Genomic DNA, 14,518 nt, shown 5'->3' on the forward strand with positions numbered 1-14,518 from the left:
CTTAATCACTATGCGAGAAATGCAGCAGATAGCGTTCGGCGCCACGCACAAACGCAATCTCGTCCCAGTGGATGGCGTACCACATGGGCGGCGCCATGGTCACCGAATGAGCCTCAAAGCCGTCCAGCGCCTGGTCCAGCGCTTCCAGAAACGCCGCCGCCAGGCTGGTGCGAAAGCGGCCGGCAGGCGCCGCCTGCATGTGCTGCGACGAAAAGAACCAGCGCAGGCACACTTGCTGCAACGGCGCGCGCGCCATCGGCGTGGCGGCAATCTGCCACAGCGGCGCAGGCAGTATGCGAGAAGGACTGATCTGGTTCAGCGCATGGTCTTCCACGCGCAGGCCGAGCGCCGTGGCGAGATCGGGCGCGCCGGGCAGGCGCACGATCTCGTAAGTGGCGCACAGGTCGCCCGCTTCGGAGTTGAGCAGCGCCAGCGCGTCGAGAAACCCCTGGCAATGATCGAGACTCATTGCGAACGCAGCCAGGTGCGGTAATTGGTATAGCGCTGGTGCAGGTATTTGAGCTTGAGCAAATCGTCGTACAGCGGGCCATACAGCTTGCGCCCCTTGGTGCGTTCGCCGATCAGCTTTTCGATGCGGTTCAGGCGCGCCAGCGTCTCGCGCTCGCTCAGGCCGTCGAGACCGAGGTCGAATTCGGCCGACAGGGCGCCGACCGGATCGTCGCGGTCCAGGTTCAGGCGGTTGTATTCGTCATTGGACAGGTCGAACAGCCGGCGCAGCCAGCCCAGCCTGTCGCTGCGGTAGGCGGTGTTTTCGGGCAGTGCGAAGAATGGCGCATCGAGGTCCGGCTGCAGCTTGTTGTGCAACACGAACGGCAGCACCTGGCGCAGGTCTTCCAGCTCCACTTCGCCGTTGCCGCGGAAGTAAGCCATGGCCTTGGCGTAGATCAGCAGCGCCATCAGGGTGCGCACGGAGATGCCGTTCAAGGTCTGGCAGCCCAGGTCCTTCAGGCGGTCGCGCCCGTTATCGGCCGCCTGCGCCGCGTTGCGGTCGGCGCCGGACAGGCGCGCCGTATCCTTGGTCATGTATTCGAACTGGCCGCCGGCCGTCTCGAACAGCTCGAACTGGCTGGCGAAAAACTCCAGGCGGCGGCGCACGGCGTCGGGCACGGCCACCTGGCGGATATCGTTGCCGATCTGGTCCACTTCTGCTTCCGTAAAGATGATATCGGGCGGCACCAGCTCTTCTGGCCGCACGTTTTCTTCCACGCGCAGCAGCAGCTCGTTCAGGAAGCGCGGATTGAAGGCCAGCGCCTGCACGGTGACATCGACGCGGTCGCGCAGCGCCTCGATCACCTGGTAGGTGCCGCCACCCTGGTCGTCATTGGCCGTCAGGTACCAGGCCGCTTCCGGGCATTCGTAGATATGGTTCAGCACTTCCGCGTAGTTGTCGCCCATCACGGTCAGCAGCGCGCTTTGCGTGCGCGTGGGGATGCGGTTGTATTCGTCGACAATCTTGACGCGCATGCCCAGCCAGGCGCGCCAGGCGATGCGGATCTCGTCCATGCTTTGCGCGTTGACCAGGTCGGCCGGCAGCGGATTGCCGAGCAAATCGGCGATCGTCATCTGCGGATGGCCATGCTGCATCGCGCGTTTCACTTCTTTCACCGACGATCCGGCCAGCACCCCCATCAGCAGCGCGCTGGCCGTCTTGCCGCGGCCGGGGCCGCCGACAAACAGGCATTTGCGGCGCGTGGCAAAAGTCAGCAGCGGCAGCAAAATAAAACTCGAATAGCTTTGCGCCGACGGCAAATTGAGCGTGCGCCGGCTGTCGCCCACCGCATAGGTCTGCGACGGCCCGTCGTTGTATTCGATATCGTAATGGGGGCTGATAATGGCGTGGTTGACGATCCAGAAGTAGGCCTGGCGCAGCTTTTCGTCAAACGGCCGCGCGGCGCTCTCGCCCTCCCCGCTCAGCGCCACCGGCCCCTGGTACAGGTCCGCCACGTCGAACTGCCGCGCGGCAGGCGCCGCCTTGGGTTTGGTGGGTGCCTGCGACAGGCGCTGGAAGAGGTTGAAAGCCATGGAGATTGACCGATCAGTTAGTTTTCGCAGGTCGGGTCAAGCCGGAGGCCGTCACCTGACTTACATCACAAGAATTATAGCGTCGCCACCCCAGCGCAGCGCACACGACAAACAGGCCCGCCAGCCCCGCCACTTCATGGCGGATCTCGTACACCGACGCACCCAGCTGGTTCAGCGCCACGAAGCCCTGGATGCCGGCGGTGGACGGCAGCAGCCAGCGCAGCCATTGCAGCGCCACCGGCATCGAGCCGACGGGCCAGGTCAAGCCGGCCAGGAACAATATCGGCATCGAGGTGGCGATCATCAGCTGCGTGCCGCGCTCGCGCGTGCGAAACAGCATCGCCAGCAGCATGCCGAATGCCGCCTCGGCCAGCGAGAACAGCACCAGCAGCAGCACCAGGCCGCCGAAGTTGCCGCCACGCGGATAGTCCTGGAACCAGAACACGAAACCGAAGAAATAGCAGCAGTTCAGGAGCGCCACCGAGGCAAACGCCAGCAGCATGCCCGCATAGCCGCCGGCCGTGCGCTGCGCCAGCGGGAACGTCCTGCGCTGATGCCAGGTACCAAACAGCATGGTCATGCCGATCAACAGGGTCTGCTGCACGATCAGCGTCGCCACACCCGGCACCACATAGGCGCCATAGCCTTCCTTGACGTTAAACAGCGGCACCGCGTCGAACGCGATCGGCGAGCGCTGGTCGCTGGCCTGGTAGCTCGACGGCGTGCCGGCCGCCAGGCGTTTGAGTTCGATCCCGGCCGACACCGTGCCCACCACTTCGGCCAGGCCATTGAGCGCCACCTTGTTGAGCATCAGGTACAGGCCATTGCCCGCCACATGCGCCTGCGCGGCGCGCCCGGCCAGCACGTCCGTCTGCAGGCCGTCGGGGATGATCAGCACGCCCATCACCTTCCCGCCCCACAGCAAATGCTGCGCGGTGGGCAGGTCGGGCGTGACGGCCACCACGCTCAAGGCCGGATGGGCGATGGCAAAGCGCGTCATCTGGCGCGACATGCTGCTGCGGTCCTGGTCGACCACGGCCACCGGCACGCGCTGCACGATCTCTTTGGTATAGGGCAGCGGATAGAAAAACGAATACAGGACGCCGCCGACAAACAGCAGGGTCAATGCGCCCTTGTCCGTCAGCATGGCGCGCCAGGTGGCGAGGAAGGCTGTCCACATCATGTTCTGCCCCATGCAGCGGGTACATTCGCGCGGCGCGCCAGCAGCAGCATGCCGAGCGCCCCGCAGCCGATGGCAAAGCCGGCCAGTATCAACAATTGCGTGACGCCATAGCGCCACGGCGCGCCGGCCAGCCAGTAGGTGGTCTGCACCTCCAGGTAATGCGTGAGCGGCAGCGCCTGTGCCCAGGCGCGCGCCACGGGCGGCATGGCCATCAGCGGAAACGCCTGGCCCGCATACGCAAACGCGGGCGCGGTGATGAACGCCGTGCCGGACAGCGACAGCCGCAACGACAGCGTGGCGGCGACCAGCAGCAGGCCCAGGCCGCAATAGGCCAGCACCAGCAGCAGCATGCCCAGCAGCAGGCCAGTCAGGCTGCCCGCCACGGCCCAGCCGCGCACCAGGCTGAAAAACAGCAGGTACAGCAGCGCCAGCGCCACATACGCCATCAAGGGGAACAGCAGCTTGGCGCCCACCGCGCGCGGCCAGCTGCCATTGGCCGAGGCCAGCCACTGCGGCACGGTGCCGTCGCGCAGTTCGCGCCCCACGGTCGTCACCACCGCGATGACGATAAAGATCTGCAGCATGGACGGCATCAGCGCCAGCGTCAGAAACGCCTCGTAGCTGATATTCTCGTTATACAGGCTGTTCAACTGCGTGCGCACCGGCTCGAACTGCGCGGTTGCCTGCACGCCCGAGACGCCCTTCTTGCCGCGCGCCGTCATCTCGACGCCGGCCGACAAGGTGGTCGACACCGTGCGCACGTCGCGCAGCAAGGACCCCGCATGCGAGGAAAACTGCGCGTTGTACAGCCACTGCACGGTGGCCTGGCGGCCGCTTGTCAGTTCTTTTTCAAAATCAAAGGGAATCACCAGGTAGCCGAAGGCCGAGCGTTCGCGCAGCATCGCCAATGCTTCGTCGCTGGCGCCGGCCTTGCCCGCGACCATAATTCCCGGCGAGGCGTCGAGCCAGCGCGTGAGCTGGCGCGACAAGGCGGAGTTGTCGTTGTCGATCACGGCAATCGGCAAGTCGCGCGCGATACCAGCCGAAAAAGTCCACCACAGCAGGCCGCACAGCAGCACGGGAATCCAGCTCAGCATGCCCAAATCCCAGAAGTCGGCGCGCAGCCGCGCCCATTCGCGCGCCAGCACCGGCAGCTCCTTGTTGATCGCTTCAGTCATGCGCGGTCAGAGCGGCGGGAACACGACCGACATGCCGGGGCGCAGGCCCTCGACCCTGATGGCCGGACGCAGACGGATCTCGAAGGTACGCAAGTCGGTGCCGCCCGGACGCGCCGCGCGCCAGGTGGCAAAGTCCGGCATCACGGCCACCGAACTGACCTTGAAGGTCAGCTGCTGCTTCAGGGCCGGCACATTGGCCGTATGCGTGCTGCCCATCGAGAACGCCGCCATCTCGTCTTCGCGCACCTGCAGCACGGCCCAGGCGTCGGCCAGGTTGACCAGGGTAATCACGGGAAAACCCTGCGGCGCCAGTTCTCCCGGCTGGATCTGGATCTTGCTGACTTGGCCGGCCACCGGCGCGGCGATTTTTGTCTCGGCCAGCGCCACCTGCGCTTCCGTCAGCACGGCGCCTACCTGGCGCGCCTGCGCGTCGGCCGCATTCTTGTCTTCGGGACGCGCGCCCGCATTGGCCATGTCGTACTGGGCGCGCGCCGCCTGCGCCTGCTGCTCGGCGGCCTTCCATTGCGCTTCGGCCTCGTCGCGCTTCTGGCGCGCGATCACGCCTTCGGCAAACATGTTGTTGACACGCTCATACGTGGTTTTGGCAATCGCCGCGCCGGTCTGCGCGCGCTGCCAGTTGGCGCGTGCCGCCCGCACTTCCTCGGGCCGCGCGCCGGCCTGCGCCTTTTTGGCCACCGCCTCGGCGGCCTGCGAGGCGGCCGTGGCCTGGGCGATCTTTGCATCGACTTCGGGGCTGGTCAGCTGGAACAGCACCTGGCCTTTGGCCACGGTGTCGCCCAGCTTCACGTTCAACTCGCCGACCCTGCCCGCCACCTTGGACGAGACATTGACTTCCTGCGCATCCATCTGCCCCTGCAATGGCAGGCGCTGCGGCTGGAAGGCCTGGTACAGGCCCCAGCCGATAAAGATCAGTACCAGGACGCCAAGCAGTCCTGCGATGCGTTGTTTGGAAGTGCTCATTGTGGGGTATCCAGAGGTAAGTGTATGTCGGCCTGCGCTGCCAGGCTGCCCAGGCGCTGCGTCTCGCCGGCCGCTTCAAGCAGCTGGGCCAGGCCCATCACGTAGTTATAGGCGCTCTGCGCGCGCTGGGTTTCGATTTTGGCCAAGTTCAGGCGCGCGTCCACCACTTCCAGCGAGGTCACCTGCCCCTGCTGGAAGGCCACCGTCTGCAGGCGGATATTTTCGCGCGCCAGCTCCACCGAGGAATTGGTGGACAAAAACTGAATGCGCGCGTTTTCCAGCGCGCGCCAGTTCTTTTCGATCAGGGTGGGGATATCGCGTTCGGCCTGCCGCGCCGTCACTTCCACCCTTTCCTGATCCAGCTTGGCCGCCTCGATCATCTTGCCCGTGTCGATGCGGTGCACCAGCGGCACCGATACGGCCACACCGACCACCCAGTTCGAGCGCACCAGCCGTTCGCTGCCCCGGTTCAGGTTGTAATTGCCGATGGCGAACACGGTGGGGCTGTACTCCTTGCCATGCAGGCGCAGCGCCTGTTCCGACTGGTCACGCTTGCTGGCGATCTTTTTCCAGGCCGCGTTCTCGCGCATGCCGGTGCTGATAAACGATTGCAGCGAGCCCACCGGCAGCGAATTGACAAACAGCGGCGTGGCCGGGCGCACCTGCGTGCCGGCGTTCAGCAGCCGGTCCAGCGCCACCTGGGCGATTTCCGCATCGCTGCGCGCCTGCGCTTCGTCGCTGCGCGCGCCGTCCAGCGCCACGTCGGCGCGCAGGCGCTCGGCACGCGAAATCAGGCCGCCTTTTTCCAGCTTGGCCGCGTCGCGCTGGTGCTCGATCACGCCCGCCGTCACTTCCGCGCGCACGGCCACCACGCGCTGCGCCAGCAGCAGCTGGAAATAGCGCTGCGCCACCTGGGTGGCCAGCTTTTCCTCGGCCTCGGCGCGGTCGGCGTCGGCCTCTTTCGCCATGCCGGCCGCCATGCCCTTGACGGCGTCGAGACGGCCCGCCGTATAGATCGGCCACAGGCCCACCAGGCCGAACGACGACAGATTCGTCACCACATTGCGGTTCAGCGAATTGGGGATTTCAGGCACCGGCAAATTCGGCAGCGCCGCGCCGATGCCGCCCACCACGCCGGACAGGCGGCTGGTATCGAGCGACAGATCGGTCGACAGCCGGCCGTGAAAGGCGGTGAGATCGAGCGAGGGGCCGTCGATATTCGACAGTGCTTCGGCTTTCAGCGTCTTGGCGCGCACGTCGAGCGCGGCACCCTGCACCGTGCCCGAGGCGCCGGCGGCCTGGCGCAGCGCCTCGTCGAAACTGACGCTCTGGGCCTGCGCAGAGAGGGCCAGCACACTGGCTAATAATAGAAAAGAGGATGTTGCGGTGGGGCCCATGTAGTGTCCTGTCCATAAAAAAGCGAAAGCACGGGATGGCCATGTTTATACTTTCACAATAGCAATTATAGGCAAGGATGTCCACGCCACCCTGCACGGTTGAACCGGCCAGCGATGGCGGGATGGATATCATGATTGGATGCAGATCAAGAAACCGGGAAAAACACGGTGTGCAGCGCTGGACGAAATGCGGTGCACTCGCCTACGCTGCTTTTTTATCTTAAAAGCAAGAGATAGCTATGCAAAAGACGCGATTGACGATTACCGGCATGGACCATGAAGGCTGTGCCGACGCACTGACCGAGGTACTGGAAGCGATCGACGGCGTCGATACGGTCTGCGTGTCGCTGGCGCGCAATGACGCCACGGTGCAATTCGATGAAACGGTGGCGACGCGGGAGCGCCTGCTGGCCGCCGTCAATGCGGCCGGTTTTATCGGCGAGACGGAACAGGCGCAGGCCGCCATCCCCTGCACCGGCGCCTGCGGCCACTGCCAGCGCAGCTAGCCTGCCCGGCTTGTCCCGCACAATTGCGCCAGCATGCGGCGCGGATGCAGCGACTGCAGGTCGAACGGCGGCAATTCGAGCGCGTCGAGCGTGTTCTTGAACAGCAGCCCCAGTTCCGTATCGCCTTCAAGCAGCAGGCGGCGGCTGAAAAACAGCGTGTCCGGGTCTTCCTCGCGCCGCGCCAGCAGCATCAGGTCATGCACGCTGGCGCCGATGGCCAGGTCGGGCGTGTGCAGGTGCCGGGCCGCCGCAAATCGCGCGCCCTGCCAGCAGAAATCAAACGCGACGCCGGCGTCCAGCAGGCGCAAACGCAAGCTGCGACCTTGCAGATGCGCACGCACATCGTCGGGCAACTGGTGCGCCAGCAGCCGGTTCAGGCCCTGCACGAAGGCCCAGGAAGCGGGATACGGCGGCAGCCTGGCCAGCAGCGCGGCGACCGGGGTGGGCAGGCGAAATGGGGCCGGCAGTGTTTCAATCTTGTTGTGCATCGTAAGTCCCGGGTTCGGTCAATGGAGTGAGGCAGTTTGCTGGTGCATGCCCGGCTGGCCATGCCAGTAGCCGTCGCAGGTGCCGGCCGCATGGCAGGCGGCCAGCTGCGCCTGCGCTTCGGCGGCAGCAAGTTGGCCACGGCGGGCCTGGTCGAAGATGGCGATCACTTCCACCGTATTGTGTTCCTGAGGACTGAGGCGGGCCACGCCCACACCCAGCTTTTCCATCGCGCCCAGTTCGCCCACCAGGTTATAGACCAGCGCCGACTGCGTCTGCGTGCCGTTCAGGACCAGGAACGGTTCGGCATCGCGCGTGCGCAGCAGCAGGCCGTCCGGCTCCTGCAGGCAGCTGTACTGGCAGTCGTCTTTCGGCAGGTTGCGGTTGCGCGCCGTGAAGCAGCGCGCCGAAAAGGCCAGTGGCATGCGGCCATACGAAAACACTTCCGTCTCGATGCCCTCGGGTGCCTGGCGCAGCATCTCGGCCAGGGCCTGATGGCTCATTTCCAGCGGCATCACCCAGCGCCGCGCGCCGAGGCCGGCCAGCAATTGCAGGCTGGGGCCATTGAACAGGTTCAGGTGCGGACCGGCGATAAACGGCGCGCCTTTCTCCAGGCAGTGCACGGCGCCAAAGTCGTTCGCTTCCACCGCGTAGCGGCCATTGGCGGCGATGCGGCGCAAGGTGGCCAGCTCGGCGCCCGACTCGATCAGCGCCTGCGTCGACAGCACCACTTCCTTGCCGGCGGCAGACAACATATCCGCAATATCGAGCCAGTCGCTCAAGCGCAGCTCATGGCGGCGCGAACAGACCGTCTCGCCCAGGTAGACGATATCGATGGCCGTTTCGGCCACCTGCTGGTAGAACTCGAAGACGGTGGCGCGCGGCCAGTAGTAGAGCAAAGGCCCGAGTGACAGTTTCAACATATCCGTTCCATTCTTTTCCAGTTAAAAAACCGTAGCGAGCGGCTCGCGCAGCAGGTTTTCCTATTTCCATGATCTGTGATAAGCGCCCAGGGTGTGCTGCTGGCCCTCGGCCAGCTTGTCCATCGCCGCCATCCAGCCCGGCTTGACCGCATAGCGCTGCTGGCCATCCCGGCAGGCGTCGATGGCGTCACGCCAGACGCGCGTCACCTGGGCCACATAAGCGGGACTGCGCTGGCGTCCTTCGATTTTCACCGCCTTGACGCCCATGACGATCAGCTGCGGCAGCAGCGCCAGCGTGTTCAGGCTGGCCGGCTCCTCGATCGCGTAATACTGCTCGCCCGCGACATCGAAACGGCCCTTGCACAGGGTCGGGTAGCTGGCGTTTTCACCGGCTGCGTAACGGTCGATCAGCACGCCGTTCAGCCGCGATTCCAGGCCCGTTGGCGTTTCCACCCAGCGCACCGCCTTGGCCGGCGAACACACGCCATGCGTATTGGGCGCTTCGCCCGTTGCATACGACGACAGCGCGCAGCGGCCCTCGACCATCACGCACAGGCTGCCGAAACCGAATACTTCGATCTCGACCGGTGTCTTTGCGATCAATTGCTCCACCTGCGCCATCGACAGCACGCGCGGCAGCACGGCGCGCGAGACGCCGAAGTGGTCGTGATAAAAATTGATCGCTTCGTAGTTGGTGGCCGAACCCTGCACAGACAGGTGCAGCCGCAGCTGCGGATGATGCTGGCGCGCATACGCCATCAGGCCCGGATCGGCGACGATAATGGCGTCCAGGCCCGCATCGGCCGCGCGGTCGATGGCGCTGCGCCAGACCGTCCAGTTGTGCGGCTGCGGGTAGGTATTGAGCGCCAGCAGCACCTTGCGGCCATGCTGGCGGGCGTAGCGCACGCCTTCGGCGATCGCCTTTTCGTCGAAATTGAGGCCGGCGAAATTGCGCGCATTGGTGGCGTCGCGAAAGCCGAGGTAGACGGTGTCGGCGCCGTTGTCGACGGCCGCTTTCAGGGCCGGCAGGCTGCCGGCCGGACAGACCAGTTCCAGCGGTCCGGCCACGCGGTGGACGGTGGGGTTTTCAAGCTTCATGGTGGATGGCTTTCTGTATCGGCTCAGGGTCGAGACTATAGCCCCGCGCCATGTGCGCAGTCCTTGACGCAGGTGAAGGAATGCATGCATCGGCACCCCTCCTTGCGCTGTAGAATGCGCCACTGCCATCGTGCCTATTACTGATTATTCGGAACCACTGCCATGACCCGCAAGCCCCTGCTGATACTCCTGCTGATCCTGTTCCTCACCGCGTTGCAGGTGCAGTGGGCCTCGCCCGTCGAAGGCTATGACGCGCAAAGCACGCACATGTTTTCGCCTGAAATACTGGGCATCTATCCGGGCGTGGTGCTGCTGTTTTTGCTGGCCGTGTTTGCGCGCCGCCAGATGCCGCTGCTGCGCCGCAGCGCCATCTGCACGGCGCTGCTGGCCGTGTACTGGCTGCTGGCCAACTACATCACGTTCGACCTGCGCGTGGCCAGCTGGAGCACCTTTTCGCCGGCGGAAATCTGGATCCATGTGCTGCCCGCTTCCGTCATCAGCATCGCTACCTGCGGCGGGGCGTTTTTTGTCACCACGTATATGATACTGAGGGAGACGCGGTGGGACAGGAAGCGTTGAAAACGTTTACCCCTGAAGCAAATTCCGGGGTCGGACCCTCAGGGACTCGGCGTCCCCGTCCGACCCCAGCCTTTTCGCCGTTGGGGTAAAACGCAAATGCCTGCCACCACACTCGAATTTCACCTCGATCAAGTATCCCGCAAACGCCTGCACGCGCCCTTTGACGGCACTACATTTAGTCGATAACCTTCAATAAAACACCGCATGTTGTGGTTATTGGAGGTTTCATGTCAGCTAGCGCACTACCCGTCACGCCGTCGAAAAAACACAGCCAGATCGATGTCGCCTCGTCCATCAACGAATACCTGGAGCGGCGCGACTGGCGCGTCAATGCCAACGCCAACCAGGGCTATTCGCTGGGCGGCCTGATACTCAATGTATCCGGCAAGGTGATCGCCAATTACTGGCTCGACCAGGTGTACCCGCCCGAAGTGGGCGCAGCGCACCGCGAGGCGGCGCTGCATATCCATGACCTCGACATGCTGGCCGGTTACTGCGCCGGCTGGTCGCTGCGCACCCTGCTGCACGAAGGCCTGAACGGCGTGCCGGGCAAGGTCGAATCAAGCCCGCCCAAGCACATGTCGTCGGCCATCGGCCAGATCGTCAACTTCCTCGGCACCCTGCAGAACGAATGGGCCGGCGCGCAGGCCTTCAGTTCCTTCGACACCTATATGGCGCCCTTTGTCCGCAAGGACAAGCTGGCCTATGCGGACGTGCTGCAATCCATGCAGGAGCTGATCTACAACCTCAATGTGCCCTCGCGCTGGGGCACGCAGACGCCGTTTACCAACCTGACCTTCGACTGGGTTTGCCCGGAAGACCTGCGCGGGCAGATTCCCGTGATCGCCGGCGTGGAAATGGACTTTAGCTACGGCGAGCTGCAGCTTGAAATGGACATGATCAACCGCGCGTATATCGAGATCATGATGGCGGGCGACGCCAAGGGGCGCGTGTTCACGTTTCCGATCCCGACCTACAATATCACCGAGGACTTCGACTGGCACAGCGAGAATGCCGGGCGCCTGTTCGAGATGACGGCGCGCTACGGCCTGCCCTACTTCCAGAACTTCATCAATTCGGAACTGAAACCGAACATGATCCGCTCGATGTGCTGCCGGCTGCAGCTGGACCTGCGCGAACTGCTCAAGCGCGGCAATGGCCTGTTCGGTTCGGCCGAGCAGACCGGTTCCCTGGGCGTGGTCACCATCAACTGCGCGCGCCTGGGCTATTTGTGGCGCGGCGATGAGGTGGCCTTGCTGGCGGACCTGGACCGGCTGCTTGAACTGGGCAAGACCAGCCTGGAAATCAAGCGCGCCACCATCGAACAGCTGATGCAGGACGGCCTGTTCCCGTACACCAAACGCTATCTCGGCACCCTGCGCAACCATTTCTCCACGCTGGGCGTCAATGGCATCAACGAGATGATCCGCAATTTCAGCGGCAATGCATACGACATCACCAGCAAGGAGGGCCATGCGCTGGCGATCCGCCTGCTCGACCATGTGCGCGCGCGCATGATCGAATTCCAGGCACAGACGGGCCATATGTACAACCTGGAAGCAACGCCGGCCGAAGGCACGACCTACCGCTTTGCGCGCGAAGACCGCAAGCGCTATCCGGCCATCCTGCAGGCGGGCACCGTGGACAACCCCTACTACACGAATTCGTCGCAGTTGCCGGTCGGCCATACCGACGATCCGTTCGAAGCGCTCGAATTGCAGGATGACCTGCAGCGCAAATACACGGGCGGCACCGTGCTGCACCTGTACATGACGGAGGCGCTGTCGGATGCCAATGCCTGCCGCGAACTGGTGAAGCGGGCGCTGTCGCGCTTTTCGCTGCCGTATATCACCGTCACCCCCACCTTTTCGATCTGCCCGCGCCACGGCTACCTGGCCGGCAAGCATGAATTTTGTCCCACCTGCGACGCGGAACTGATCGCCCGCAAGCAGGCCAACCTTACCGCCATACTGGAGGAAACACCATGAACGCACGACCAGATCTGACACCAGCAATTGAACTCGACGACAGCGAACGCCAGCGCTGCGAAATCTGGACCCGCGTGATGGGCTATCACCGCCCCGTCGCCTCGTTCAATATCGGCAAGCAGGGCGAGTTCCACGAGCGCCGGTATTTCAGTGAAGCGTGCGCGTCGGTCTCCGGGCCGTTGACCTGCCGTTGATGCGCGATGGCCGCTGAACTCAAAGTGGGCGGCGTCACGCCGTTCTCCGCCACCGACTATCCGGGCAAGCTGGCCGCCGTGGTGTTCGTGCAGGGCTGCCCGTGGCGCTGCGGCTACTGCCACAATCCGCACCTGCAGCCGCGCTCCAGCGATGTCCTGGTGCCGTGGGCCGACGTGCTGGCCCTCTTGCGCCGGCGCGTCGGGCTGGTCGACGCCGTCGTCTTCAGCGGCGGCGAAGCGTGCATGGACCCGGCCTTGAGGCGCGCCATGCAGGACGTGCGTGCACTGGGGTTCGATGTCGGCCTGCATACCGCCTGCATCTATCCGCAGCGCCTGAAGGAAGTGCTGCCGCTGGTGGACTGGGTGGGTTTCGATATCAAAGCCGGTTTTAATGCATATCGCAGCATCACCGGCGTGGCGGGCAGCGGCGAGCCGGCGCGCCTCTGCCTCGATGCCATCGTGGCCAGCGGCGTGGCCCACGAATGCCGCACCACGATCCACCCGGCCCTGCTGCCCGACGAGGCGCTGCTGGAACTGGCCGCCACCCTGGCAAAAAAAGGCGTCACCCACTATGTGCTGCAGCAGTTCAGCGCCGCAGGCTGCGCCAGTGACAGCCTCGTAAAGACCACTTTGCCCGGCTACCCGGCGCCGGCCACGCTGGCAAAGATTACCGCCATGTTTCCGCGATTTACATTCCGTAATCCTGGCAACTGACGGCAGGGCAAGGTAATGGCTTAAAAACCACGTAAAGTCCCCGTTCTGCAACGCCGGAATCTCTTGCTTGCTGTAATGTATCAAACTGCGCCACGCACCAAATTGGCGCAATTATGATCTCTCACACAGCACCACAGACAAGCGTCATCATGAACGATTTCACCGCAGACAGCCCCGTACTCAGCCCCCCCGTTCACACCGATATCCTGTATGGCCCTGAACGACCGGATCTGCTGCAGAACGAGGTGCTGGCCGACCTGCTGGAAGCGACCGCCCGGCGCTGCCCGGCACAGATTGCGCTGATAGCCGGCGAACGCCGCATCACCTATGCCGAACTCGATGCGCAGGCCGGCCTGGCCGCCTCGCGGCTGGTGGCGGCCGGCGTGCGGCCGGGCGACATCGTCGGCCTGTGGCTGCCGCGCGGCGCCAATCTGTTGCTGATGCAGGCGGCCATTGCCAAGGCCGGCGCCGCCTGGCTGCCGGTCGATGAAGATACGCCCGTCGAACGGCTGCAGGTATGCATCGACGATGCCGATGGCGCCGGCGTGATCAGCTGCGCGCAGTTTGCGCCGCGCCTGGCCGGCGCAGGCGTCACGCGCCCGGTCTGGACGGCGGAAAGCCTGCTGGCGCCAGCTGCTCCTGGTGAAGTGCTGCACACGCGCCATGCAACCCTGCCCGAACACCCGGCCTACGTCATCTATACCTCGGGCTCGACCGGCAAGCCGAAAGGCATACTGATCAACCAGCGCAGCATCTGCCACTTCCTGCGCAGCGAAAACGCAGTGCTGGGTGTCACACAAGACGACACCGTCTACCAGGGTTTTTCAGTGGCCTTTGACATGTCGTTCGAGGAAATCTGGATCGCGTACCTGGTCGGCGCCACCTTGTGGCTGGGACCGAAAGAGATTTCGGGCGACCCGGAAGCGCTGCCGCGCGCACTCGCCGCCAACCGTGTCACCGTGCTGCATGCCGTGCCGACCTTGCTGGCGCTGTTTGCCGAGGAGGTGCCGAGCCTGCGCCTGATCAATCTCGGTGGCGAGATGTGCCCCGAGTCGCTGGTCGAGCGCTGGTCGCGCCCGGGCCGCGCCATGTTCAATACCTATGGACCGACCGAGGCCACCGTCTCGTGCAGCCTGGCGCGTTTGCTGCCGGGCCAGCCGGTGACCATCGGCACGCCGCTGCCCAACTACGGCCTGCTGGTGCTGCAGGTGGCCGAGCCGGGAGAAAACCGTCCATTGACCCTGCTGC

At 64.4% G+C, this 14,518-nt stretch carries 15 protein-coding genes; 6 read left to right on the forward strand and 9 right to left on the reverse strand.

Features of this window, described 5'->3' with window-relative positions:
• Position 1 precedes the first annotated feature (1 nt).
• From RTQ46_RS18800 to RTQ46_RS18825, 6 genes are read right to left on the reverse strand one after another with little or no spacing between them, the layout of a single operon-like run.
• Positions 2-469 carry a hypothetical protein gene (locus RTQ46_RS18800; protein WP_312438983.1) on the reverse strand — a complete coding sequence of 156 codons (468 nt, stop codon included), beginning with the start codon at positions 467-469 and terminating at the stop codon, positions 2-4.
• Positions 466-2,043, reverse strand: a complete 1,578-nt coding sequence (locus tag RTQ46_RS18805; protein ID WP_312438984.1) for an AAA family ATPase — start codon at positions 2,041-2,043, stop codon at positions 466-468. The genes RTQ46_RS18800 and RTQ46_RS18805 overlap by 4 nt, the downstream gene beginning before the upstream one ends.
• A 13-nt stretch (positions 2,044-2,056) precedes the next feature.
• Positions 2,057-3,226 (reverse strand): ABC transporter permease, encoded by a 1,170-nt coding sequence (locus tag RTQ46_RS18810; RefSeq protein ID WP_312438986.1) that lies wholly within the window; start codon positions 3,224-3,226, stop codon positions 2,057-2,059.
• Entirely contained in the window at positions 3,223-4,404 is a 1,182-nt protein-coding gene (locus RTQ46_RS18815) for an ABC transporter permease (RefSeq protein ID WP_312438988.1), read from the reverse strand. The genes RTQ46_RS18810 and RTQ46_RS18815 overlap by 4 nt, the downstream gene beginning before the upstream one ends.
• A 6-nt stretch (positions 4,405-4,410) precedes the next feature.
• The gene (locus RTQ46_RS18820) at positions 4,411-5,385 is read right to left on the reverse strand and encodes an HlyD family efflux transporter periplasmic adaptor subunit (protein ID WP_312438990.1); all 975 of its coding nucleotides are present in this window, start codon (positions 5,383-5,385) and stop codon (positions 4,411-4,413) included.
• Positions 5,382-6,782, reverse strand: coding sequence for a TolC family protein (locus RTQ46_RS18825; RefSeq protein ID WP_312438991.1), 1,401 nt, complete (start codon positions 6,780-6,782; stop codon positions 5,382-5,384). Before RTQ46_RS18825 ends, RTQ46_RS18820 begins: the two co-directional genes overlap by 4 nt.
• A gap of 239 nt (positions 6,783-7,021) precedes the next feature.
• Here RTQ46_RS18825 and RTQ46_RS18830 point away from each other — a divergent pair, with 239 nt between their 5' ends.
• The gene (locus tag RTQ46_RS18830) at positions 7,022-7,288 is read left to right on the forward strand and encodes a heavy-metal-associated domain-containing protein (protein ID WP_312438993.1); all 267 of its coding nucleotides are present in this window, start codon (positions 7,022-7,024) and stop codon (positions 7,286-7,288) included.
• Here the strand turns inward: RTQ46_RS18830 and RTQ46_RS18835 are convergent.
• The 3 genes from RTQ46_RS18835 to RTQ46_RS18845 are packed head-to-tail and all read right to left on the reverse strand — an operon-like array spanning position 7,285 to position 9,795.
• Entirely contained in the window at positions 7,285-7,776 is a 492-nt protein-coding gene (locus RTQ46_RS18835; protein ID WP_312438995.1) for an SCP2 sterol-binding domain-containing protein, read from the reverse strand. The genes RTQ46_RS18830 and RTQ46_RS18835 overlap by 4 nt on opposite strands.
• Before the next feature lie 18 nt (positions 7,777-7,794).
• Positions 7,795-8,697: a U32 family peptidase gene (locus tag RTQ46_RS18840; RefSeq protein WP_312438997.1), complete on the reverse strand. Its 903-nt coding sequence runs from the start codon at positions 8,695-8,697 to the stop codon at positions 7,795-7,797.
• A gap of 60 nt (positions 8,698-8,757) precedes the next feature.
• Positions 8,758-9,795: a peptidase U32 family protein gene (locus RTQ46_RS18845; RefSeq protein WP_312438999.1), complete on the reverse strand. Its 1,038-nt coding sequence runs from the start codon at positions 9,793-9,795 to the stop codon at positions 8,758-8,760.
• Positions 9,796-9,957: 162 nt separating this feature from the next.
• On the opposite strand from RTQ46_RS18845, the gene RTQ46_RS18850 reads away from it, so the two are divergent.
• The 5 genes from RTQ46_RS18850 to RTQ46_RS18870 all read left to right on the forward strand — a co-directional run.
• Entirely contained in the window at positions 9,958-10,374 is a 417-nt protein-coding gene (locus RTQ46_RS18850; protein ID WP_312439001.1) for a hypothetical protein, read from the forward strand.
• Positions 10,375-10,601: 227 nt separating this feature from the next.
• On the forward strand, positions 10,602-12,362 hold the full coding sequence (locus RTQ46_RS18855; protein ID WP_312439003.1) for a ribonucleoside triphosphate reductase: 1,761 nt from the start codon (positions 10,602-10,604) through the stop codon (positions 12,360-12,362).
• Complete coding sequence (gene nrdD, locus RTQ46_RS18860) at positions 12,359-12,556, forward strand: anaerobic ribonucleoside-triphosphate reductase (RefSeq protein WP_312439005.1); 198 nt, start codon at positions 12,359-12,361, stop codon at positions 12,554-12,556. The genes RTQ46_RS18855 and nrdD overlap by 4 nt, the downstream gene beginning before the upstream one ends.
• Before the next feature lie 6 nt (positions 12,557-12,562).
• Positions 12,563-13,270, forward strand: coding sequence for an anaerobic ribonucleoside-triphosphate reductase activating protein (locus RTQ46_RS18865; protein WP_312439007.1), 708 nt, complete (start codon positions 12,563-12,565; stop codon positions 13,268-13,270).
• A gap of 149 nt (positions 13,271-13,419) precedes the next feature.
• Positions 13,420-14,518 (forward strand): AMP-binding protein (locus RTQ46_RS18870; RefSeq protein WP_312439009.1); only part of this gene is annotated, 1,099 nt, incomplete at its 3' end.

This window comes from Janthinobacterium sp. (genome assembly GCF_031995485.1).
Taxonomy (GTDB): Bacteria; Pseudomonadota; Gammaproteobacteria; order Burkholderiales; family Burkholderiaceae_D; genus Janthinobacterium.